General features: G+C 67.5%; 21 protein-coding genes. 8 read left to right on the top strand and 13 right to left on the bottom strand.

Annotation, left to right across the window (positions count from 1 at the left end; translation table 11 throughout):
- Nucleotides 1-1285, top strand: a 1285-nt coding sequence (locus HUV01_RS02870) for a chloride channel protein (RefSeq protein ID WP_174296814.1), incomplete at its 5' end; no start/stop codon positions are given.
- Nucleotides 1286-1335: 50 nt separating this feature from the next.
- Here HUV01_RS02870 and HUV01_RS02865 read toward each other — a convergent pair.
- Genes HUV01_RS02865 through HUV01_RS02855 form a run of 3 tightly spaced genes read right to left on the bottom strand, consistent with a single transcriptional unit; the run spans nucleotide 1336 to nucleotide 5411 of the window.
- Nucleotides 1336-2817, bottom strand: coding sequence for a PepSY-associated TM helix domain-containing protein (locus HUV01_RS02865; protein WP_254606336.1), 1482 nt, complete (start codon nucleotides 2815-2817; stop codon nucleotides 1336-1338).
- The gene (locus tag HUV01_RS02860) at nucleotides 2814-3356 is read right to left on the bottom strand and encodes a hypothetical protein (protein WP_174296812.1); all 543 of its coding nucleotides are present in this window, start codon (nucleotides 3354-3356) and stop codon (nucleotides 2814-2816) included. The genes HUV01_RS02865 and HUV01_RS02860 overlap by 4 nt, the downstream gene beginning before the upstream one ends.
- Nucleotides 3357-3380: 24 nt before the next feature.
- Nucleotides 3381-5411 carry a TonB-dependent siderophore receptor gene (locus HUV01_RS02855; protein ID WP_254606335.1) on the bottom strand — a complete coding sequence of 677 codons (2031 nt, stop codon included), beginning with the start codon at nucleotides 5409-5411 and terminating at the stop codon, nucleotides 3381-3383.
- Nucleotides 5412-5851: 440 nt separating this feature from the next.
- On the opposite strand from HUV01_RS02855, the gene HUV01_RS02850 reads away from it, so the two are divergent.
- Both HUV01_RS02850 and HUV01_RS02845 read left to right on the top strand, forming a co-directional pair.
- Nucleotides 5852-6214 (top strand): hypothetical protein, encoded by a 363-nt coding sequence (locus HUV01_RS02850; RefSeq protein ID WP_174296810.1) that lies wholly within the window; start codon nucleotides 5852-5854, stop codon nucleotides 6212-6214.
- Nucleotides 6215-6259: 45 nt separating this feature from the next.
- A complete protein-coding gene (locus HUV01_RS02845) occupies nucleotides 6260-6598 on the top strand; it encodes a hypothetical protein (protein ID WP_174296809.1) in 339 nt (112 codons plus the stop codon).
- Between the two features lie 83 nt (nucleotides 6599-6681).
- Here HUV01_RS02845 and HUV01_RS02840 read toward each other — a convergent pair whose 3' ends face one another.
- Nucleotides 6682-6837, bottom strand: coding sequence for a hypothetical protein (locus HUV01_RS02840; RefSeq protein ID WP_174296808.1), 156 nt, complete (start codon nucleotides 6835-6837; stop codon nucleotides 6682-6684).
- 3 nt (nucleotides 6838-6840) lie between these two features.
- Nucleotides 6841-7878, bottom strand: a complete 1038-nt coding sequence (rsgA, locus tag HUV01_RS02835) for a ribosome small subunit-dependent GTPase A (protein ID WP_438827139.1) — start codon at nucleotides 7876-7878, stop codon at nucleotides 6841-6843.
- Here rsgA and HUV01_RS02830 point away from each other — a divergent pair.
- Nucleotides 7878-8090: an SDR family oxidoreductase gene (locus tag HUV01_RS02830; RefSeq protein WP_254606334.1), complete on the top strand. Its 213-nt coding sequence runs from the start codon at nucleotides 7878-7880 to the stop codon at nucleotides 8088-8090. The genes rsgA and HUV01_RS02830 overlap by 1 nt on opposite strands.
- A gap of 67 nt (nucleotides 8091-8157) precedes the next feature.
- A complete protein-coding gene (locus HUV01_RS02825; RefSeq protein ID WP_174296807.1) occupies nucleotides 8158-8727 on the top strand; it encodes an NADPH-dependent FMN reductase in 570 nt (189 codons plus the stop codon).
- Nucleotides 8728-9066: 339 nt separating this feature from the next.
- Here the strand turns inward: HUV01_RS02825 and HUV01_RS02820 are convergent, their stop codons facing one another.
- Nucleotides 9067-9696 carry a flavin reductase family protein gene (locus tag HUV01_RS02820; RefSeq protein ID WP_174296806.1) on the bottom strand — a complete coding sequence of 210 codons (630 nt, stop codon included), beginning with the start codon at nucleotides 9694-9696 and terminating at the stop codon, nucleotides 9067-9069.
- Between the two features lie 4 nt (nucleotides 9697-9700).
- The gene (locus HUV01_RS02815) at nucleotides 9701-10627 is read right to left on the bottom strand and encodes a carbon-nitrogen hydrolase family protein (RefSeq protein ID WP_174296805.1); all 927 of its coding nucleotides are present in this window, start codon (nucleotides 10625-10627) and stop codon (nucleotides 9701-9703) included.
- 104 nt (nucleotides 10628-10731) lie between these two features.
- On the opposite strand from HUV01_RS02815, the gene HUV01_RS02810 reads away from it, so the two are divergent.
- Nucleotides 10732-11859 carry a cupin domain-containing protein gene (locus HUV01_RS02810; protein WP_174296804.1) on the top strand — a complete coding sequence of 376 codons (1128 nt, stop codon included), beginning with the start codon at nucleotides 10732-10734 and terminating at the stop codon, nucleotides 11857-11859.
- 23 nt (nucleotides 11860-11882) lie between these two features.
- Entirely contained in the window at nucleotides 11883-12794 is a 912-nt protein-coding gene (locus HUV01_RS02805) for a fumarylacetoacetate hydrolase family protein (protein ID WP_174296803.1), read from the top strand.
- 27 nt (nucleotides 12795-12821) lie between these two features.
- On the opposite strand, the gene HUV01_RS02800 is transcribed toward HUV01_RS02805, so the two are convergent.
- From HUV01_RS02800 to HUV01_RS02780, 5 genes are all read right to left on the bottom strand, one after another.
- Nucleotides 12822-13229: an acyl-CoA thioesterase gene (locus HUV01_RS02800; RefSeq protein WP_174296802.1), complete on the bottom strand. Its 408-nt coding sequence runs from the start codon at nucleotides 13227-13229 to the stop codon at nucleotides 12822-12824.
- Nucleotides 13226-13717, bottom strand: coding sequence for a MarR family winged helix-turn-helix transcriptional regulator (locus HUV01_RS02795; protein WP_174296801.1), 492 nt, complete (start codon nucleotides 13715-13717; stop codon nucleotides 13226-13228). The genes HUV01_RS02800 and HUV01_RS02795 overlap by 4 nt, the downstream gene beginning before the upstream one ends.
- Before the next feature lie 38 nt (nucleotides 13718-13755).
- Nucleotides 13756-16050, bottom strand: a complete 2295-nt coding sequence (locus tag HUV01_RS02790; RefSeq protein WP_174296800.1) for a bifunctional salicylyl-CoA 5-hydroxylase/oxidoreductase — start codon at nucleotides 16048-16050, stop codon at nucleotides 13756-13758.
- Nucleotides 16051-16111: 61 nt separating this feature from the next.
- Nucleotides 16112-16579: a MarR family winged helix-turn-helix transcriptional regulator gene (locus HUV01_RS02785; protein WP_254606333.1), complete on the bottom strand. Its 468-nt coding sequence runs from the start codon at nucleotides 16577-16579 to the stop codon at nucleotides 16112-16114.
- Between the two features lie 68 nt (nucleotides 16580-16647).
- The gene (locus HUV01_RS02780; protein ID WP_174296798.1) at nucleotides 16648-17574 is read right to left on the bottom strand and encodes a dihydrodipicolinate synthase family protein; all 927 of its coding nucleotides are present in this window, start codon (nucleotides 17572-17574) and stop codon (nucleotides 16648-16650) included.
- Nucleotides 17575-17736: 162 nt separating this feature from the next.
- Here HUV01_RS02780 and HUV01_RS02775 point away from each other — a divergent pair, with 162 nt between their 5' ends.
- A complete protein-coding gene (locus tag HUV01_RS02775; RefSeq protein ID WP_174296797.1) occupies nucleotides 17737-18645 on the top strand; it encodes a LysR family transcriptional regulator in 909 nt (302 codons plus the stop codon).
- Nucleotides 18646-18702: 57 nt separating this feature from the next.
- Here HUV01_RS02775 and HUV01_RS02770 read toward each other — a convergent pair.
- The coding region (locus tag HUV01_RS02770; RefSeq protein ID WP_174296796.1) for a DUF885 domain-containing protein at nucleotides 18703-19764 on the bottom strand (1062 nt) is incomplete at its 5' end.

Below are 19764 nucleotides of genomic sequence, written 5' to 3'. Positions count from 1 at the left end.
GGTCAACCTGCGCCGCGCCGAAGTGCGGACGCTGGTCGGCGCGGGCGCGGGCGCCGCGATCGCGGGTACGTTCGGGGCGCCGTTGGCCGGCGCCTTCTACGCGTTCGAGATCGTCATCGGCGCTTATACGCCGGCGTCGATCGCGCCGATCGTCGCCGCCGCGTTGACGGGGACGCTTGTCGCGCAACTGTTCGGGCAACAGCCCTATCTCATCCAGGAGACGGCGAACGTTGCGGTGGAAACGCATCATTACCTTATCTACGCTGGACTAGCGGTGATCTGCGCGCTCGTCGGCATCGTCATTATGCGGGCGGTTGCACTGGTCGAGGCGGGGACCCGCTGGGCGCGCTTCCCTGGCTGGGCGCGTCCGGCGATTGGCGGCCTCTGCCTGATCCCGATCGCGATGCTGTCGCCGCAGGCGCTGTCGGCCGGGCACGGTGCGCTGCATGCCGATCTGATGCTGGGCACATCGCTCGGCTTCATCGCGCTCGTCCTCCTCGCCAAGAGCCTGGCGTCGATCGTCTCGCTCGGCTTCGGCTTTCGCGGCGGGCTGTTCTTCGCCTCGCTGTTCCTCGGCACGCTGATCGGTCATCTGTTCGCCGGGCTGCTCCAGCTGGCGTTCGGGCATCCCGTGGTCGACCCGTACCATGCCGCGATGGTCGGGATGGCGGCGCTGGCGGTCGCGGTGATCGGCGGCCCGTTCACTATGGCGATGCTGGTGCTGGAAGCGACGCAGAACTTCTCGCTCACCGGCGCGGTGCTGGCGGCGTCGCTCGTGGCGTCGACGATCGTGCGCGAGCTGTTCGGCTATTCCTTCTCGACCTGGCGGCTTCACCTGCGCGGCGAGACGATCAAGAGCGCGCGCGATATAGGCTGGACCCGCGCGCTGACCGCCGGCGGCATGATGCGGCGCGAGGCGCACCCCACCCATGCCAGCACCTCGGTCGCCGCCTTCCGCCAGCGCTTCGCGCTCGGCGCCACCAGCCGCGTGGTCCTGGTCGATGGCGACGGTCATTACGCCGGGATCGTGCAGACCGCCGCCGCCTATGTAGAAGGAACGTCATCCGACGCCGCCATCGGCACGCTGGCGATCAGCAAGGACGCCGCGCTGACGCCGGACATGACCATCCTGACCGTCATGAAGCGCTTCGATGCGTCGGGCGCGGACGAGCTCGCAGTGCTGGATGACGGGCGCCGGGTGCTCGGCCTGCTCTCGGAAGCCTACGTCCGCCGCCGATACGGCGAGGAACTGGACAAGAGCCAGAAGGAGCTTTTCGGCGAGTAAACCCAGAAGCCGACATTCCCAAGGAACAGCGCGCTCCCGGCAACGCACATTCATTCAGCTCGGCTGGGGTGGCCTGAAGGAGACAGCGCAGTCTTACGCATGACGTGCAGGGTCCAGAGCGTCGCACATGGAAGAAGCACGAGAACGGCGTCGATCGCTTCGGAGCCGGCGGGAGCCGGTCTGAACAGCAGAAGATGCGCAAGGCCGGTCGCGGCCACGAATAATAACGAGACCGTCCGAACCCGATCGGTGCCGAACCACCCAGGCCGGGCAGCCGCCGTAGCTACAGCGGTGAAGGCAAACAGCATGAAAAATGAGGTCAGCGCGATTTCAGCGCCCACCATCATTCGCACCCACCAACACAGAATCAAGAGAAGCGGCGTTCCCCAGACGACGACATCCCATACCGCCGACAGACACGAGCTTGCTAGTCCCCGGCGTCGGCGCTTGTGCAGCCATATGGACGGGCCGGTCGCCGTCACGACGCACAGCGTGGTTCCGAACAGCAGATAGGCGAACTCTACCGCCAAGCCGCCATAATTGCCGAAGTGCAGGCCATAGACCGACGCCATCGCTTGCTGGCCTGACGCGCCGTCCGACAGGCCGACCTTTCCCAGCAGACGACCGCGCGCGTCGAAGCTGTAGGTTTCTCCGTAGATCAACCGGCGCGGATGCGTCGCAAGGATCTGGATCACCTGGCCTCGTGTGCCGGGCGCCTGCACCGAGACGGATGCCGGCGTCGCATCATGGGCGTAGGATCGCAGCGTCATCAGTGCGGCGACGATATCCGGCAGCGGCGCCGCGCGGCCATCAGACCCCGTCGGCCCGCCGAACACCGGTGCGTACGCCTGCTCTAGGCTTCCCTTGGTGTACATGTCCGCCAGCACGACGAAGCCGATCGTGCCGAGACCGAGGACGCCGCCCGTCAGCGCGACCGCGACCGTGAAGGGCAACGTCCAGACGCCCAAGCGGTTGTGCCAGTCGACGCGCGCGATGTGAGCACCCTGCCGCCATCGCAGGCGAAAGGCATCGCGCACGATGCGGGGGTGAGCGAGCACACCTGTCAACGCCAGCGAGGCGAGCGCGACGCCAAGCGCACCCACTAGTGCGTAACCCCATGATGCGGGTAAGAGGAGGCGCTCGTGCAAGGCGATCACAAACTCGGTCCAGTCGGCCGCCACCTGCTCGGTGGCCCGGCCAGCGCCGTCCACGTACCAGGCGCTGGCATCCGTGGTGACGATTGCTCTTGGAAGAGCGTCGGTCGGCAGCTGCAACGCAACATTGCTGGCGAGGCGACCGCCACGGCCGGCCGTCGACGCCTCGACAATCGCCGCCTGCGCCGCAGACGGGGACAGGCCGGTGAACTCCGGCACTGCCGGCTGCTCCCACCGCTGCCACCGGTCATGGATCACTGCCAGTGTACCCGTGAGTGATATCACGTAGAGCAGCGCTGCGGCGAGCAGTCCCACCGCAGCGTGGCCGGCGAGCGCGCGCCGAACCAAGCCGATTGCAGCCTCTGGCGCCTCGATCACCGCGCCGCACACAACAGAACGCCGAACGCAGCGACGAGGAGAGGCGGGATGACCATGCGGCGCGGATTGTCCCGCGTCATCTGCCACGCCAAAAGGCTGGCCCATAGGAGCGGCAACAGGAGAAGAAGGCAGGCGGTGGCGTCGGCCTCACCCAATCCCGCTCGCCGCCCTGCCACTTGAACGCCGACGGCAAAGACCAGCGATGCGATGCCTCCGCCCGGCACGACCAGCAGGAACACGGACGCTCGCCGCACCACCATTAGAGGCTCCTGCCCCGGCGTTGCGGCCAGGCGCTGGCGGTCTGGGCGCCACGCTCGCACCGGTGTCGCCCGTCCCGACCAGAGCAGCACGGCAAAGGCTGTAGCCATCCCCGCGAGGGCGCAGACCGCCATGCCCCAGGCGCCGGACTCGCGCGCGCAGGCGACAATCGCTACCGCAATCAGCACCCAGCCGGCAATTGCCAGCGCCAACCGACGGTTCCAGCCGAGCCGAACGAGCGCCACGCCGACCGCGACCGTCAATATGGCGGTCCCGATCACGCGGCTGCTCTGCTTGTGTGAGGATCAGAACTTGTAACTGACCGTCCCCTGGACCGTGCGACGATAGCCGTACCAGCACCAATTATAGTTCACGTAACAGCCGGTCAGGTAGCGCCTGTCGAACAGGTTTGCGGCGTTGACGGCGATCTCGACGCCATGGAGTCGATCATCGAGAACACCGAGGTCGTAGCGGGCGAGCGCGTCGAATAGCGTGTAGGATGGGGAGTCGTTGCTGCCATAGGCATAGAGGCGGTCCACATGACGCACGGTGCCGCCAAGCTCCAGTCCCTTGAGCGGGCCGTTCCTGGGCGACCACGTCAGCACCGCCGACGTACCGCCGCGACCGACGGTGGGAGGTCCGTGGCCCACGTTTTGTGGATCCTCGTCTTCAAGGATCCTGACGCTCTGCCGGCTGAAAGCGGCGTCGAGGTGGAAGCCGTGGGGCAACGGCGCCTTGACCTCGAACTCGATTCCCTCCGATCGCACCTTGCCGGACTGGTAGGCGGCAAAGGATACCGGATCGTAGGTCAGGACGTTCGTCTGCTCGATGTGGAAATAAGCACCGGTCAGGAGGATTTCGGTGCCCGGCATGATGTATTTGACGCCGCCCTCGATCTGCTTGCCGAGCGATGGCTTAGCCAGACCACCATCAACGAGGGTCGCGGCCTGAGGCTGGAACGACGTCGAATAGACTACATAGGGCGCGATGCCGAGGCCCGTCTTGTAGAGGGCGCCGACGCGATAGGTGAACTTGGCGTCGTGCTGCGTGTCGCCGCCGTTGGCCTCCTGCTCAGCCCAGTCCTGCCGCCCGCTGACCGTCAGCCGCAGCCCGGCCCAGGAAATCTCGTCCTGCGCGTAGATACCCTGCTGACGCTGATGGGTGACCGTACGACCGAGATAGACATCGGGCACCGTCTCAGGGGTGAGCGGCGTCGCCATCGTACCGTAAACTGGATGGTAGGCGTCAATCGATGTGGCCGACCCGAACCCGAACGTCTCGTCGAAGTGGAGCACCTGGCGGTCGACCCCAAACAGCAACGCGTGCTGTACCGGGCCAGTCGTCACCTTGCCGCTGAGTTGATTGTCGTACACCCAGTCGTTGTTGCTTTCCCGCGTCGAATAGGATGCGCGCGAGTAAACGGTGGAAGCGGCCGCCGTCGGGTCGATCGCGGTGCCCGAGACGTAGACGAGGCCAAGATTGCTCTTCACATATTGGTAGCGCCCGGACGCCTTGAACGACCAGTTGCTCCCGAATTCGTGCCGGAGGATGTAGGTACCGCTGGCCTGCTGGCGCGAGAAGAAGTCGCCGGGTTCGCCGTCGTAGAAGTTCTGGGAGATCGGACGGTTCCCGGCAGCCGGGTTGGCAATCAGTGTGCCGACCGCGGGGAAGACGCCGTAATTGCCGTCGCGTGGATCATGCGAGTAGTTGCCCAGGATTGTCAGGCTGGTCGACGTGTCATTCCCGAGCGTGGTTGCCGCCGAGATGGTCTGCCGTGCCCGCGTGCCATAGCGTTGCTGGTCGTGCGCGCCGTTGACGCTGCCATAGACGCGCCACAACGCCGTGTCGGAGAAGCGGCCGCCGATGTCGCCGTCGACGCGATAGAGATCGAAGGTTCCGCCAGTCGCGGCGACCGCACCATAGATGCTGCGGTCAAGCGGCAGCTTGCTCTCCTGCACGACGAGGCCGCCCGGGCCTGACCGGCCGTACAGCGCGGACGATGGCCCTTTGATCACCTCGACCCGGTCAAGCCGCGAAACATCGGCCTGCGCCGCGGCATAGCCGGTGCCGTCCGCCTGATAGACATAGTAGAGGCCGTCGAGGAACACCGGCGCCGCAAAGCCGCGCAGGGTGAACAGGTCATACACCTCTGCCGACGAACCACGCTGCTCGGGCGTCACGCCGGCGACGTAGCGGAGCGCCTGGGCTAGGTTCTGAAGCCCCCGGTCGGCGATGGTCGCATCGGTGATGACGCTGATCGACTGTGGCGTCTCAGCCAGTGGCTTATCGGTCTTGGTGCCGGCCGAGGCCTGCGTGTCGGGCCGCTGGCCTGTCACCACGACCTCCGACCCGGATGTCCGGCCTTCCTTGTCCTGCGTCGGAGGACTGGGACGCAGCTCATCGGTCGGAGCCACACCGCCCGCGAGGCAGGGGCTTGCCGCTACTCCACCGGCAAGGATCATGGCGCTTGTCGCCAAACGAACCATCACTATCGACCTGCCACCCAACACGATTTACCTTTTGCGACCCAACACCGGAACTCCGACGTCGCTGCGCCCTAGCGTTCATGCAAGTCGTTCGCAATAGCAGGTGTGTTCGGTATGCTCTGCTCGATAGATCTGTGGCGCTGGTCGAGATGACCCACAAGGCGACATTCCCGCTGCCGATTTGGCTTCCCGGAACTGGACACTCGTTAAGGTTTTAAATTCCAGCTCTATCGCCGTGTCCAGACCGTCGGCTTTCAGCTAGGCAACTCGCCGTCGGGGTTGAAAGCGTGATGAGCAAAACGTCAAATGCGTGGGATGGCGAACTGGTCCGCAAATGGCTGGAAAGCCGTTGCAAGGCTGCGAGGCTCGAGCAAGCGGCGGCGGACAGGCGAGGGTATGAGGCTCAGGACGACTATGACAAAGCAGCCGCCGAAGAATGGGTCTGCCGAACCCTGAAGACCACTTGGTGCACCGATGAGCAGGCGGCGTTCGCTGCGCAGCTCAAGGAGCTGAACGCTCAGGATGAGTATCGGATAACGGGCATCTATGATGACCGACGCTTCGATCGGTACGTCCGGGCCAACCTTCGGAAGCTCGCCAAGATGACCAAAGCAAATGATGGGTTCGCGAACACGTTGCGCTATCAGGACTGACGCAGCGCTACGGGGCTGCGCACGAGTTCAGGAAGTCAGGTAGGCATGGCCCGCAAAAATTCGAAGCACGATCCCTACGCCGACATGCATCGCGAGGACGACGCTCCGGCGGCAGTGGTGGTCTGCTGGCTTTGTGGTAGGCCTACTGGCAAGACCATCGTCTGGCACCACCCCGTGCCCAAGAGCCGGGGCGGGCGCGATGTTGTCCCCATGCACCCCATCTGCCAGCAGACGCTGATCGCCAATTTCACCAACTCCGAACTGCAGCGTCATGGGACGGATGTGGAGGCCCTGCTGGCCAACCCCAACGTGCGCAAGTTCGTCGATTGGGTGGCGAACAAGGACCCCGATTTCACCGCGACCACGGCTAAGAAGCAACGCTGATCAGGCTGCGCTCTCGGAATCGACGCGTATCCGGACATCGCGCCGCGCCCACAGGTTCCCGAAAGGCGGGAGCTCGTTCCTGCCTAGCTGGCCGGCTTCGCCCGGTGCTCCGCCAATAGCTTGTCGAGTTCTTCGATCCGGAGCCGTTCCGGCGTGCCCTTGGCCAGCCCCTTCAGACGGCATTCGGCCCATAATCGTTTGCGTTCGGACTCCATCGCCCGAAGGTAGAGATGCGCCAATCGTCATCTCCTGTTTCCGGCTTTTCCAAAGCGGGAGCGGCGAACCGCCACGGCGCCGCTGTTCACCGCATCCTCCTGGGCGAGCTTACGCCACTGTTCGACGCGAGCGGGATCAAGGTCTCCTTCCGCCATCGCGGCGTGGATGGCGCATCCGGGCTCTCCGTCATGGGCGCAGTTCGCGAACCGGCACTCGAGCGTCACGACCGTGACGTCGTCGAAGACCTCGGTCACGCCGGAGGCCACTTCAGACATCTGGAGCTCGCGCATGCCCGGCGTGTCCACGAGCCAGCCGCCCCCGTCCGCACTACCGGCAAGGCGATGCATCTCGCGGACGGTCGTCGTGTGCCGGCCTTTGCCATCGTCCTCGCGAACGGCCTGTGTCGCGATGCTGTCCGATCCCTTCAGCGTGTTTACGAGGGTCGACTTGCCGACGCCGGACGATCCCACCAGCGCGACGGTCGTTCCGAGGCAGCAATACCCCGCAAGCCGGGCGACGCTCGTCGGATCGCGCCCGTCGACCAGTTCCACCCGCAGCCCCGACTGGAGCGCGCGTGCCGCGTCGACTAAGAGCCCAGGCGTAGGCGACAGGTCGGCTTTCGTGAGGACGACCACCGGCCGGACTCCCACCTCGCGCGAGAGCACGAGATAGCGTTCGAGACGTGCGACGTTAAAGTCCCGATCGCAGGACGTGACGATGAACAGCGTGTCGACGTTCGCGGCAATGAGCTGGACCCGGCGCTCATCGCCTGGGGCGGGCCTCTTGAACAGGCTCGTTCGATCGAGAATGCGTACCAGGCTTCGGGTCTTCCGGTCGATCAGCAACCAGTCGCCGACGGTGGGTCGGTCCTCCGCTCCCGCTTGCGCGGGGAAGCTGGACGAGATCGAGCCCTCGAACCCTTCGCCCGAGACGGTCACCCTTCCGCGATGAACCGACATGACGCGGACAGGCTGGCAATGGTGGCTCTGTTCGGCGGACGCCTGCTCGCTGAAGAAGGACCTCCAGCCGAGCTGCGCGAGAGTGGGATCGGACGACTCCATCATTGCGTCAGCGGATCCATCCGGGCTATGTGAAGACGCCGATGATGGTCGTCGCGACGGACGAGGACGGCGGCGGCAATGTCGGCCAGATCCCCCTGCAGCGGATGGTCGAGCCGGCGGAGATCGCCAACCTCGCGGTGTTCCTCGCATCCGACGAGTCGTCGTTCATCACCGGCACCGAGCATGTCGCCGACGGTGGCATGACGGCGTCGTGATGGTCTTCGCCAGCAAGGAGAAGCGCATGGCCGCCCGGCTTCGTTGGCTCTACCACGGGCCTGTGGCGTGAGCGCGCTGCGCATCGTCGGCGTCGGCGGCACCACCCGTCCCGGGTCATCGACCGAGCGGCTGGTCGCGGCCGTGCTCGACCGCTGCCGCGGCGAAGGCGCCGACACGCAGCTGTTCGGGGGTGCCGAACTCGCCGCCCTGCCGCATTTCGCGCCCGAGAAGCCCGAACGCGACGCCGCGCAGCGTGCGTTCGTCGAGGCGGTGCGACGTTGCGACGGGCTGGTGATCGGCACGCCCGGCTATCACGGCGGCGTGTCGGGGCTCGTCAAGAACGCGATCGACCTGCTCGAGGATCTGCGCGGCGACGTGCGCGCGTATTTCGATGGCCGCCCGGTCGACCTCGTTGTCTCGGCCGCTGGCTGGCAGGCGGGCGGCGTCACCTTGTCCGCGCTGCGTGGGATCGTTCACGCCATGCGGGGCTGGCCCACGCCGGTCGGCATTGCCGTCAACAGCATCGAGCAGACACCGTTCGACGCCGCCGGTACCCTCGCCGACCCGGGCATCGCAGGCGCGATCGGCGCGCAGGCCGACCAGATCATGGCCTTCACGCGCGCCATGGCCCGCTGACTCGATCACCCGCTGACTCGATCGCCCGCGACCCTGCCAGCGCCGGCCATGTCATTACCGACAGTCCGGAAGGCAGGCATGGGACGCAGGGCCGAGCCATCCACCATGTCGTTGAGAGCTGAAGACCGATCGGCTTCGCCACTTCCCGCGTCTCCGGGGCTTGCCGTCACCAACCTGACATCCGCGTGCCGGCCATGCACGCCAAACCCTCCCGGCCACGACCCGTGCCGGCGGCGTCAGCGTCGTCCGCCCACCTTGGGCGAGAGTGTACGGCTCTATCCGTGCCGAAATTCGGCGCCGGGACAGGGGAATGAGGAGCTGGGACGAGAGGACTGACCGTTACTGCCCCTTCATTTCGGCCCAACTCGGGCGGTTCATCTGGATGAGGTCGGTCTGCCGGCTATACCAGCCCGAGCCATGCATCCGCGCCAACAGCTTCATGGCGGGCGTGTCGATGTAGAGCCGTTCCGCGTCCTGAACGAACGCGTCGCGGAGGTGGCCGTACAGGACCTCGCCGATCACAGCGACCTGGCGGGGCCCGGTCTCGATCGCGTGCAGCGTCCGGCATTCGAAGCTTGCGGGCGCGGTCGCTATGCGCGGCGCTTTGACGACAACGCTCGGCGCGATCGCGACCCCGGCGAGCGCCACCTCGTCGACCTCGGGCGGCGCGTCGACGCAGGTCAGGTTCATCGCCGCGCCGTGCGCCTCGTCCACCAAGTTCACGACGAACTCGCCGCTCGCCAGGATGTTGGCCGCGGTATCCTTCAGCCGGCCCTCGCCGTGCCTGAGCAGGCCGACCGCGATCGTCAGCGGGTCGTCGCCCAGCATGTTGAAGAAGCTGTAGGGCGCCGCGTTCAGGACATCGTCGGCCGAGAGCGACGTGATCCAGGCGATCGGACGCGGCGTCACGCACGAACTCAGTATCTTGTAGCGGCTCACCTTGGGCAGGGCGCGCATGTCGAACTGCACCGGCTCAGCCCTGCCGGACGACGGCCGACTTCGGCGCCTCGTCCACGACTAGCCGGAATATGTCCGGCCGGGCGTAATGGCCGACCACGTCGAAGTCGTACTTCCCGCGTACGATCTCGGCGGTATCGATCTCGGCGTAGAGGATGGTCTCGCCCGCGAAGTCCGGTCCGGCGAGGATCTGACCATGCGGGCTGACGATAAGGCTGCCGCCGCGCATCAGGACGGTGTCGGGCTCGTCACCGAGCGCGCACTCATAGTCGGCCGGATAGGCGCCGCGGGTGATGTGCTGGCACGCGGACAGGACGTAGCAGCGTCCTTCCAGCGCGACATGCTGCATCGAGGAGGCCCAGGTGTCGCGATCGTCGGCGGTCGGCGCGCAGTAGAGCCCGATCCCCTTGTCGTACATCGCCAAGCGGAGCGCCGGCATGTAGTTCTCCCAGCAGATCACCGCGCCGATCGGCCCGAGCGCCGTGTCGAAGACGGGCATGGTAGAGCCGTCACCAAAGCCCCAGATCAGCCGCTCCGCCCCTGTCGGCATCAGCTTGCGGTGCTTGCCGATCAGGCCCTCGCTGCCGTCAAAGAACAACGCGGTGCAGTAGAGCGTGCCGCCGTCGCGCTCCAGGCAGCCGATCACCAGGAACAGCCCGGTCTCGGCGGCCGCCTCCGCTATCACCGCGATCTCGGGGCCGTCCAGGTCGATCGCGCCCTCGTGGTAGCGCTGGAAGGCGTCGCGTCCCTCCGCCCGGCGGAGGCCGACCGGGGTGCCGAAGGAGCAGCCCTTGGGATAGCCGCCGATGAAGACCTCTGGAAATACCGCGAGCCGTGCGCCGCCGCCGGCGGCCTCGCGCGTGAGCGCGGCGGCTTTGCGCGCCGACGCCATCGCATCGAACGGCACCGCCGCCGCCTGCACCACCGCAGCCGTGTAGAGCATGTGGATCTTCCTTCGTTGGACCTGGAGCGGCCTTGGCGCCGCATTGACATCGCCACGGAATATATTTTAAACCTATAACAGTTTCGGCCAAGCGGAGAAAGATCATGGCGACGGCGAGCTACGATCAATATCGCGAGGACGTAGCGGGCCGGGCCAACGTGACCGACACCGCCGAACTGAAGGATTTCTACCACGATCTGGAGAGCCGCAACGCGGGCGCGCTCTGGACTGTCGCCAACAAGATCGAGCCGTGGGAGCCGCGGTCGGCCTCCGTGCCGATGGTCTGGCGCTTCGACGATCTGCGCGGCGCGGTGCTGCGCGCACTGGACCTTGTCACGCCCGAGCAGGCCGGCCGGCGGGTCGTGTACCTCGCCAATCCCGGGCGCGGCGACGTCGTCGCCGCGGTCGGGTGGCTCTACTCGGGCCTTCAGGTGATGGGTCCCGGCGAGTGCGCGTCGAGCCATCGTCATTCGGCCTCCGCGCTGCGTTTCATCATGGAGGGCCGCGGCGCCTTCACCAACGTCGATGGCCACAAGATGACGCTGGGCGCGAACGACTTCGTGCTGACGCCCAACGGCACCTGGCACGAGCACGGGGTCGACGCGGGCGGCACGACGTGCATCTGGCAGGACGGGCTCGACATCCCGCTGATGAACGCGCTGGAAGCGAACTTCTACGAGGTCCATCCCGATCTGCAGCAGGTCGTCTCCTTCCCGATCGACGACACGACCGCAACCTGGGCGTCGGCGGCGCTGCGCCCGGCCGGGGAGAGTTGGTCTAAGCGCTACTCGCCGCTGCTCAAGTACGAGTGGGGGCCGACCTACGAGGCGCTCCAGCGCCTCGCGCGGGTCAGCGACGGGTCGCCCTATGACGGCATCCATATGGACTATGTGAACCCGGCGACCGGGGGTGCGGTCATGCCCACGATCGGTGCTGCGATGCAGATGCTGCGTGCCGGCGAGCACACCAGGGCTCACCGGGAGGTCGGCAGCTTCCTCTACCAGTGCGCGAAGGGATCGGGATACTCGATCGTCAACGGCGAGCGGCTCGACTGGAAGGAGCGCGACATCTTCTGCGTGCCGAGCTGGGCGTGGCATGAGCATGTCAACGGATCGGCGCGCGAAGACGCCTGCCTGTTCTCGTTCCACGACCTGCCGGTGATGTGCGCGCTCGGCCTCTACCGCGCCGAGGGCCTCGCCGAGAACGATGGCCGCCAGACGATCCTCGCCTGACCGGACCCGACGAAAGGATTGCCATGCGTCTCGTGACCTATCGCGCCACCGTCGAGAGCGAGGGCAGGCTCGGCGTGCTTGTCGACAATCTCGTCATCGACGTGGCCAAGCTCGGCGCACGCGCGGGCGGCGTCCTGCCGCACCGGATGCTGGACTTCATCGATCTGGGGCCGGTGGCACTGACTGAGCTGGCGACGCTGCTCGACGAGGCGAAAGGTCGTTGGCCGGTCGACGGCGCGCCGCCACTCGCGAACGTCAGGCTACTCGCGCCGATCCCGCGCCCGCGCAAGAACATCTTCGGCATTGGCCTCAACTACATCGATCATGTCGCGGAGTCGGCCGCGGCGCTCGACACGTCGCCCGATCTGCCCAAGCAGCCGGTGATCTTCTCCAAACCGCCGACCAGCGTGATCGGGCCGGACGAGCCTGTCCTGCACGACGCGAAGATCACGAAACAGCTCGACTGGGAGGTGGAGCTCGCCGCGGTCATCGGCGTCACCGCCAAGCGCGTAAACAGGGAGGGCGCGCTTGCTCATGTCTTCGGCTACACCGTATGCCTCGACATGAGCGCGCGCGACAACCGGCGCGCGGGGCAGTGGATCTACTCTAAGGGGCAGGACAGCTACGCGCCGATGGGGCCGTGCATCGTCACCGCGGACGAGATCCCCGATCCGCAGGTGCTCGACCTGTGGCTCTCCGTCAACGGCGTCGAGAAGCAGCGCTCGAACACCAGCCACATGCTGTTCAAGGTCGACGAGCTGATCGCCGACATCAGCCAGGGCATCACGCTGGAGCCGGGTGACATCATCGCCACTGGCACGCCCGAGGGCGTGGGCGCAGGACGTTCGCCGCAGGAGTTCCTCTGGCCGGGCGACCTCATCGAGGCCGAGGTCGTCGGCATCGGCAGGCTCCGCCACCCGGTGGTCGCAGGCTGACGATACGGACGCCGACGACGCGCGCCGTCAGGTGAACGCCGCGGCGGGCCGCGGCCGCAGGTCGTCCGGCCAACCGCAGGGAGAACCGGTGGCGAGGACCATGCAGACCAGCACGACGCGAACGCGCAGGCGCAACTCGGCCCGGCAGCGCACCTCGACGCTCAGCTCCGCCGAACTGCTGCCGACCCGCACGACATCGAGCCGGAAGTCGAGCGGGTCGCCGAGGCGGCTCGGCGCCGCGAACTCGCTCTCCAGCTTCACCGTCGGAACGCCGAGGCCGCGGCTCAAATGCATGGTCGCGAAATCGACGCCGATCTCGTCCGCGAAGAAATCCTCGATCGCCGCGTTCAGCATCTCGAAGTAGCGCGGGTAGAAGACGATCCCGGCAGCATCGACGTGGGCGAACCGCACGGCCTGGCGGGAGACGAAGGTCACGCCGGCTCCTGCGGCACCTCGGCGCCGATCGAGAGCTTCAGCGTCGCGAGCAGGCCGTAGAGCGCGACCTGATCCTCGCGCGACATGCCCGCGAACATCGCCCCGATCCAGCCGTGGTGCGCATCGGCGAGCTCCGCGAAATGCACGCGGCCCTGTTCGGTCAACGCCACGATCGAGGAGCGCGCATCCCCGGCCGCCGGGCGGCTCGACGCCAGTCCGGCCGCTTCCAGCTGGCGGACGAGCGCGGTGACGTTGCCGTTCGAGACGAGCAGCGTCCGCGACAGCGCGCCCATCGTCACGCCCTCGGGGTGCCGCTCCAGCATCGCGAGCACGTCGAAACGCGGGAGCGTGGTCGCGTACTGCTCGGTGAAGCGGCGCCGCAGCCGCTTCTCGATGATCGTCGAGCAGCTCAGCAGGCGCAGCCAGACGCGCACGTCCATGCGTCCGGCCAGCGCGCCGTCGTGCTTCTCGCGGATCCGATCGGCCATCGGAACCCTTTCTCGCGCAATGGCGACCATGGTCTCCGTCATGCCGGCTTCGGCGCCTGTTGCAAGCTCCGCGCGAGCTGGGCCTGGCCCGCCGCATAGGTGGTGGGTACGGCCAGGCCACGGTAGCCGGCTTGCGCGGCGGCGCGCATCGTCCAGGCGGGATCGGCAAGGTGCGGACGGCCGAGCGCGACCAGGTCGGCACGACCGGCGGCGAGGATGGAGTTGACGTGATCGGCCTCGAAGATGTTGCCGACCGCCATGGTCGCGCAAGCCGCCTCGTTGCGGATGCGGTCGGAGAACGGCACCTGGAACATGCGGCCGTAGACCGGTCGCGCATCGGGCGCGGTCTCGCCGGCCGAGACATCGATCAGATCGGCGCCTGCGTCGCGCAGCGCGGTTGAGATCAGCACCGCCTCGGCGGGCGTCACGCCGGCCTCGCCGACCCAGTCGTTCGCCGAGATGCGGACCGCGAGCGCGCGGTCCTCGCCCCAGGCGGCGCGTACCGCCCGCACGACCTCGACCGGGTAGCGCAGCCGGTTCTCCAGCGCGCCGCCGTAATCGTCGCTTCGGTGGTTCAGGACCGGCGTGAGAAAGCTGGAGAGCAGGAAACCGTGCCCAGCCTGAAGCTCGATGACGTCGAAACCCGCGGCGATCGCGCGACGCGTTGCCGCGACGAAGTCGTCGCGCACCCGATCCATGTCGACGCGATCCATCTCCTCGGGGATGCGGCCGCCCGGCAGATAGGGCCGCGGCGAAGCAGCAAGCAGCGGCCAGCCGCCGTCGGGCAAAGGCCGGTCAGGCTGAATCGATCCGGGCAGGGTCGCGCCGCGCGCGCCGGCATGGCCGAGCTGGACGCCGATCATGGCGCTGCTGCCGGCATGCACGAAGTCCGTCACCCGGCGCCAGCCGAGCGTCTGCGCGTCGCTGTAGAGCCCGGGGCAGGCCGGCGTGATCCGGCCGTCCTCCGACACGGCGGTCATCTCCACCATGACGAGCCCCGCGCCCCCCGTCGCGCGTGCGCCGTAATGGACAAGGTGGAAATCGCCCGGCACGCCGTCCGACCCCGCCGCATAAGTCAGCACCGGCGAGACGACGACGCGATTGGCCAATCGCAGGTTCCGCAGCGCGTACGGGGCGAACATCGGCGGACGGTCGTCGTTCACGCCCGCCTGCGCGCCGAACCAGCGCTCGATGCCGGCGAGCCAGCGCGGGTCGCGTAGCCGCAGGTTCTCGTGGCTGACCCGCTGCGAGCGGGTCAGCAGCGAGTAGGCGAACTGTTCGGGTGCGAAGCCCATGTAGCGATCGAGCGTCTCGAACCATTCGGTGGAGTTGCGCGCCGAGTTCTGGATCTTGAGCACCTCGACCTGCCGCTCGCGCTGATACTCGGCGAGCGCCGCGACCATTCCCTCCCGATCGGCCGCGCCCGTGCGGCTCATCACCTCAGCGAGCTTGATCGCGTCCTCGAGCGCCAGCTTGGTTCCCGATCCGACCGAGAAGTGCGCGGTGTGCGCGGCATCGCCGAGCAGCACGACATTGTCGAACGACCAGGTCTTGCACACGACGCGGCGGAAATTGATCCACGCGGCGGAGCCGCGCAGGTGCGCCGCGTTGGTGAGCAACGGCTCGCCCCGGAGATGGCGTGCGAAGATCGCCTCGCAGGCGGCGATCGCGTCCGCCTGCTCCATCTCCGCGAAGCCGAGCCCCCGCCAGGTCGCCTCCGAACATTCCACGATGAAGGTCGAGCGGGTCGCGTCGAAGCGGTAGGCGTGCGCCCAGATCCAGCCGTGCGGCGTCTGCTCGAACAGGAAGGCGAACGCGTCGAACAGGCGTGGCGTGCCGAGCCACATGAACTTGTTGGCGCGCGTGTCGATCTCGACGCCGAAACGATCCTCGTTGGCGCCGCGGATGCGACTGTTGACGCCGTCGGCCGCCACGATCAGGTCGTAACCATCATAAAGCGCGAGATCGGCGTTGATCTCGCTCTCGAACTCGAGCCGGACGCCCAGTTCGCGCGCGCGCTCCTGCAGGATGACGAGCAGCCGCTTGCGGCCGATGCCGATGAAACCGTGCCCGCCCGAGCGCTCGACATGGTCGCCGACCACCACCTCGATATCGTCCCAGTGCGCGAAGCTTCCGGCGATCGTCTCGGCGCTTGCCGGATCATTGGCGCGCAGATTGGCCAGCGTCTGGTCCGAGAACACGACGCCCCAGCCGAAGGTATCGCCGGCCCTGTTGCGCTCGATCACGACGATGTCGTGCGCCGGGTCGCGCAACTTCATTGAGATCGCGAAATACAATCCCGCCGGCCCGCCGCCAAGACATGCAACCCGCATCGGACGCTGCTCCTAATATGCTTTAAGCCTAAACCGTATTGAGAGCCGGGGCAAGCGCCCGTCATTCCAGGTCGGTGAGGTTGCGGTGCATCCGGTCGAGCAGGTCGAGCAGCCGGTCGAAGTCGCGGCGCGTGAAGCCGCGGATGATACGCGCGTAGATCGGGGCGGTGATCGCCCGCGCCTCCGACAGCTTCTCCTCGCCGAGCGCCCGCAGCGAGACCTGCGTGACCCGCGCGTCCTCGGCGCTGCCGCTCGATGCGACGAGGCCCGCGGCCACCATCCGCTGGACGATCCGCGTCATGGTCGACAACGGGATGACGGCGGCGTCGGCGATGTCGCGCACCCCTCTTGGCTGGCGTTCGCCGAGGACCATCAGTACGCGCCAGGACGGGACATCAAGCCCGATCGAACGCAGCCGAGGTTCGATCACGCCATTGTAGCGTCCGGCCAGTCGATTGAGCAGGAAGAACGGGTAGCGTCCGACCTGGAAGTCCGGCGTGCCCGGGTCTCCGAGGATGCGGTTGTCCACGGTTGGCTCTCTCCTCCGACGGCGGTTAGGCCAGGCCATGCGCCGACCTCGCGGCTGCGGCGACGCGCTTAAGCCAGGCAGCCGATCCGGACGAGCGTGTTCTCGATTTTCGCGCGGTCGTCGCGCGACACGTCGCGGAGCGGTTCGCGGACGTGGCCGCCGGGCAGGCCGCGCAGGTTGAACGCGGCCTTGAGTATCGCCGGCCCGGCCCCGAACCGTCCCACCAGGTCGCGCGTATACCATGCGTCGAGCGCGATCCGGTCCTTGCGGCCGCAATCGCGCGCGGCCTCGATGTCGCCCGCCCAGAGATGGTTGTAGAAGTCGGCGTGGATGCGACCGAGCGCACCGCCGGCACCCATCGTGCCGTCGCCCCCGCGCGCCTGCAGCAAGGCAAGGCCGTGCTCGTCCATGCTGTGCCCGAAGACGCGGACGCGGTCGCCGAGCCGGAAGAATGTGTCGGTGAAGCGGCGCAGGTCACCGGTGGACTGCTTGATCGCGACGACGCCGTCCAGATCGGCGATCCGCTCAAGCAGATCGACCGGCATATCGCCGCCGGTGCCGGGCGGCCAGTTGTAGACGCAGACCGGCAAGGCGACAGCGGCGGAGACCGCGGCGTAGTAGGCGTAGATCTCCTCGTCGCCGAGCCGGATGTACGGCGGCGGCGTGACCAGGATGCCGTCGAAGCCGCTCGCGGCGGCCGCCTCCGCAAAGGCGATCGTCTCGCGCGCGGTGAAGCTGGTACAGCCGGCCAGCAGCGGCAGCTTGCCGCGCATCTGCGCGCCGACGGCGGCGAACAGCGCCGCGCGCTCCTCTCCGCTCAGGCTGGTCCACTCGCCTGTCGTTCCCGCGACGACCAGGCCGTGCATGCCTTCCGCATGCAGCCACTCCAGGAGAACGCCCAGGCCATTCAGGTCCATGGCGCCGTCGGCGGCGAAGGGCGTGACGATGGCGGGGATGTAGCCGCGCCATCCGACGCGGGCACGCTTGTCGCTCAACACCGTCTCCCCTCACCAATCGTACGCTTGCGCCGCTGATGCGACGGCAGATCCGCAGACCCTGTGGCGTCCCAGCCTACCGCGCATCAATCGTAGGATACCGCCAACATCATTGCGTTGGCCGCAAGGGATGGGCATCATGCCGGTGATCGGAGGCGAGACTTGCTGGACAGCGCGCTGAGCTATTTCTACGAGGCCGCCCGGCTGGGATCAATGCGGCTGGCGAGCGAGAAGATCGGCGTCGCCACATCGTCGGTCAGCCGGCAGATCGCGCAGCTGGAGCATGAGCTTGGCATTCTCCTGATCGAGCGTGGGCGGCGGTCCATCTGCCTCACCCAGGCGGGGCGCATGACCCTGGACTATTATCGGGACCAGCTCGCCGACCGCGAGGCGCTGCTGAGCCGGCTGCGCGACCTGCGCGAGGTGAAGACCGGTCGCGTCGACCTGGCCGTGGGAGAGGGCTTCCTCGGTCGATCGTTCGGCAAGCTGATCGACAGTTTCCAGCGGCGCAACCCGGGCGTCGCGGTCTCGATCCTGAGCGGCACGACCAGCGAGATCGTCCGCATGGTGTTGGAGGATGAGGCGCATATCGGGATGATCCTGAATACGTCCAACGAGCCGAAGATCCGGACGCGGACCTCGCTGGCGCAGCCACTGGAGGTGGTCTGCGCGCCGAGCCACCCCGCCGCGGCGATGGCTTCGCTGACGCTGTCCGAGCTGCGCAGCTTCAAGCTGTGCCTGCCGCCGGCCGGTTTCCACATCCGCCACCTGCTGAACGTCGCCGAGAAGCGTGCGCAGACCTGGCTCGAACCGAGCATTGTCAGCAGCTCGCTGCAAGTCATGCGCGACTTGGTGCGGGCCGGCCAGATCGTCACGCTGCTGCCGCGCATCGCGGTGGTCGCGGAACTCGAGGAAGGCACGCTGGTCGTCCGCCCGCTACGCGAGGCGGAACTGGAGCACACCACGGTCAGCCTGATCCACCGGCTTGGCCGCCAGCTCGACGGAGCCCCCGCGCGACTGCTGGGGCGGATCGAGGCGAAGCTGAAGACCTGGGCCGACGTCAACGCCTGACGCGCCAGCCCAGGCGGGCTCCGCCGGAGCGCCGTACCGCCAGGCTCGCCGATCGCGTCAGCTCATCCGGGCGGCGGCGGCGGCGAGCACGTTGAGCGGCATCGGTCCCATCCGCAGCACCACATCGTGGAAGCGGCGTACGTCGAAGCGGCCGCCAAGCCGCCGCCGCGCCGCCTCGCGCGCCGCCACGATGCTGTTCGAGCCGACCTTGAAGCTACACGCCTGCGCCGGGTACACACAGTAGCGGACAACCTCGCGCTCGGTCGCGGCGGGCTGCTCGCCGGCATGTTCCACCATCCACGCGACAGCCTGCTCGCGGCTCCAGCGTTTGTGGTGGAGGCCCGTGTCGACCACGATCCGCGCGGCACGGAACAGCTCGGACTGCAGGTAGCCGATCTGCCCGAAGGGATCATGGTCGAACGCGCCGATCTCGTCCGCCACCTGCTGCGCGTACAGGCCGTAGCCCTCCGTGTAAGCGGAGAAGCGCACGATCCGCCGGAACAGCGACAGGCTGGGCGCGTGCCGCAGCATGCAAGCCTGGAAGTGATGCCCTGGGATGCTCTCGTGGTGGGTGAGCGTCGGCAGGCGCCAGAGCGGCAGGTCGCTGTTCCGCTTCAGGTTGAGCGAGTAGGTGCCCGGCGCGCCGCCGACGCCTTCGGTATAGAAGGCGCCGGGTGCGCCGTCCTGCACCGCGGCGGAGACGGGACGGACGATGATCGGGTCGACCACGGGATCGTTGAACGCGCGCGGCAGCCGGGCGATGATGTCCTGAAGCTCGCGCTCCGCCTCCGCGAGCAGTCGGGCGCGGCCGGCCTCGCCCTCGGGGATGATGAGGCGGGGATCGGTGTCGAGCGCTGCCAGCCGCTGTTGCACCGTGCCCGCGGTCATGCCCTGCGCCTTCAGCCGGGCGTCGATCGTCGCGATCAGCTCATCGCACTGCGCCAGTCCCTGGCGGTGCAGGTCTTCCGGCGCAGTATCGACGGTGGTGTTGGAGCGCGAGGCGGCGGCGTAATAGGCGTCGCCGTCCGGCAGGCGCCACACGCCGCCGACGGACGTGGCCCGGGGCAGCAGCGCCTCCAGCGCGGCGGCCTGACGGGTGAGCGCGGGCGCGACCTGCGC

The organism is Sphingomonas bacterium, from assembly GCF_903643035.1.
Lineage (GTDB): Bacteria > Pseudomonadota > Alphaproteobacteria > Sphingomonadales > Sphingomonadaceae > Sphingomonas.
The sequence above is the reverse complement of the archived record's forward strand: the minus strand, read 5'-3'. Positions and strand labels throughout refer to the sequence as shown.

Coding starts and splice junctions, on each gene's coding strand:
- HUV01_RS02815 (WP_174296805.1), bottom strand. CDS start 10,627: ATGCTCTACACGGCTGCGGTGGTGCAGGCGGCGGCGGTGCCGTTCGAT.
- rsgA (WP_438827139.1), bottom strand. CDS start 7,878: ATGATGGAGTCGTCCGATCCCACTCTCGCGCAGCTCGGCTGGAGGTCC.
- HUV01_RS02810 (WP_174296804.1), top strand. CDS start 10,732: ATGGCGACGGCGAGCTACGATCAATATCGCGAGGACGTAGCGGGCCGG.
- HUV01_RS02850 (WP_174296810.1), top strand. CDS start 5,852: ATGAGCAAAACGTCAAATGCGTGGGATGGCGAACTGGTCCGCAAATGG.
- HUV01_RS02845 (WP_174296809.1), top strand. CDS start 6,260: ATGGCCCGCAAAAATTCGAAGCACGATCCCTACGCCGACATGCATCGC.
- HUV01_RS02795 (WP_174296801.1), bottom strand. CDS start 13,717: ATGGCCGATCGGATCCGCGAGAAGCACGACGGCGCGCTGGCCGGACGC.
- HUV01_RS02805 (WP_174296803.1), top strand. CDS start 11,883: ATGCGTCTCGTGACCTATCGCGCCACCGTCGAGAGCGAGGGCAGGCTC.
- HUV01_RS02790 (WP_174296800.1), bottom strand. CDS start 16,050: ATGCGGGTTGCATGTCTTGGCGGCGGGCCGGCGGGATTGTATTTCGCG.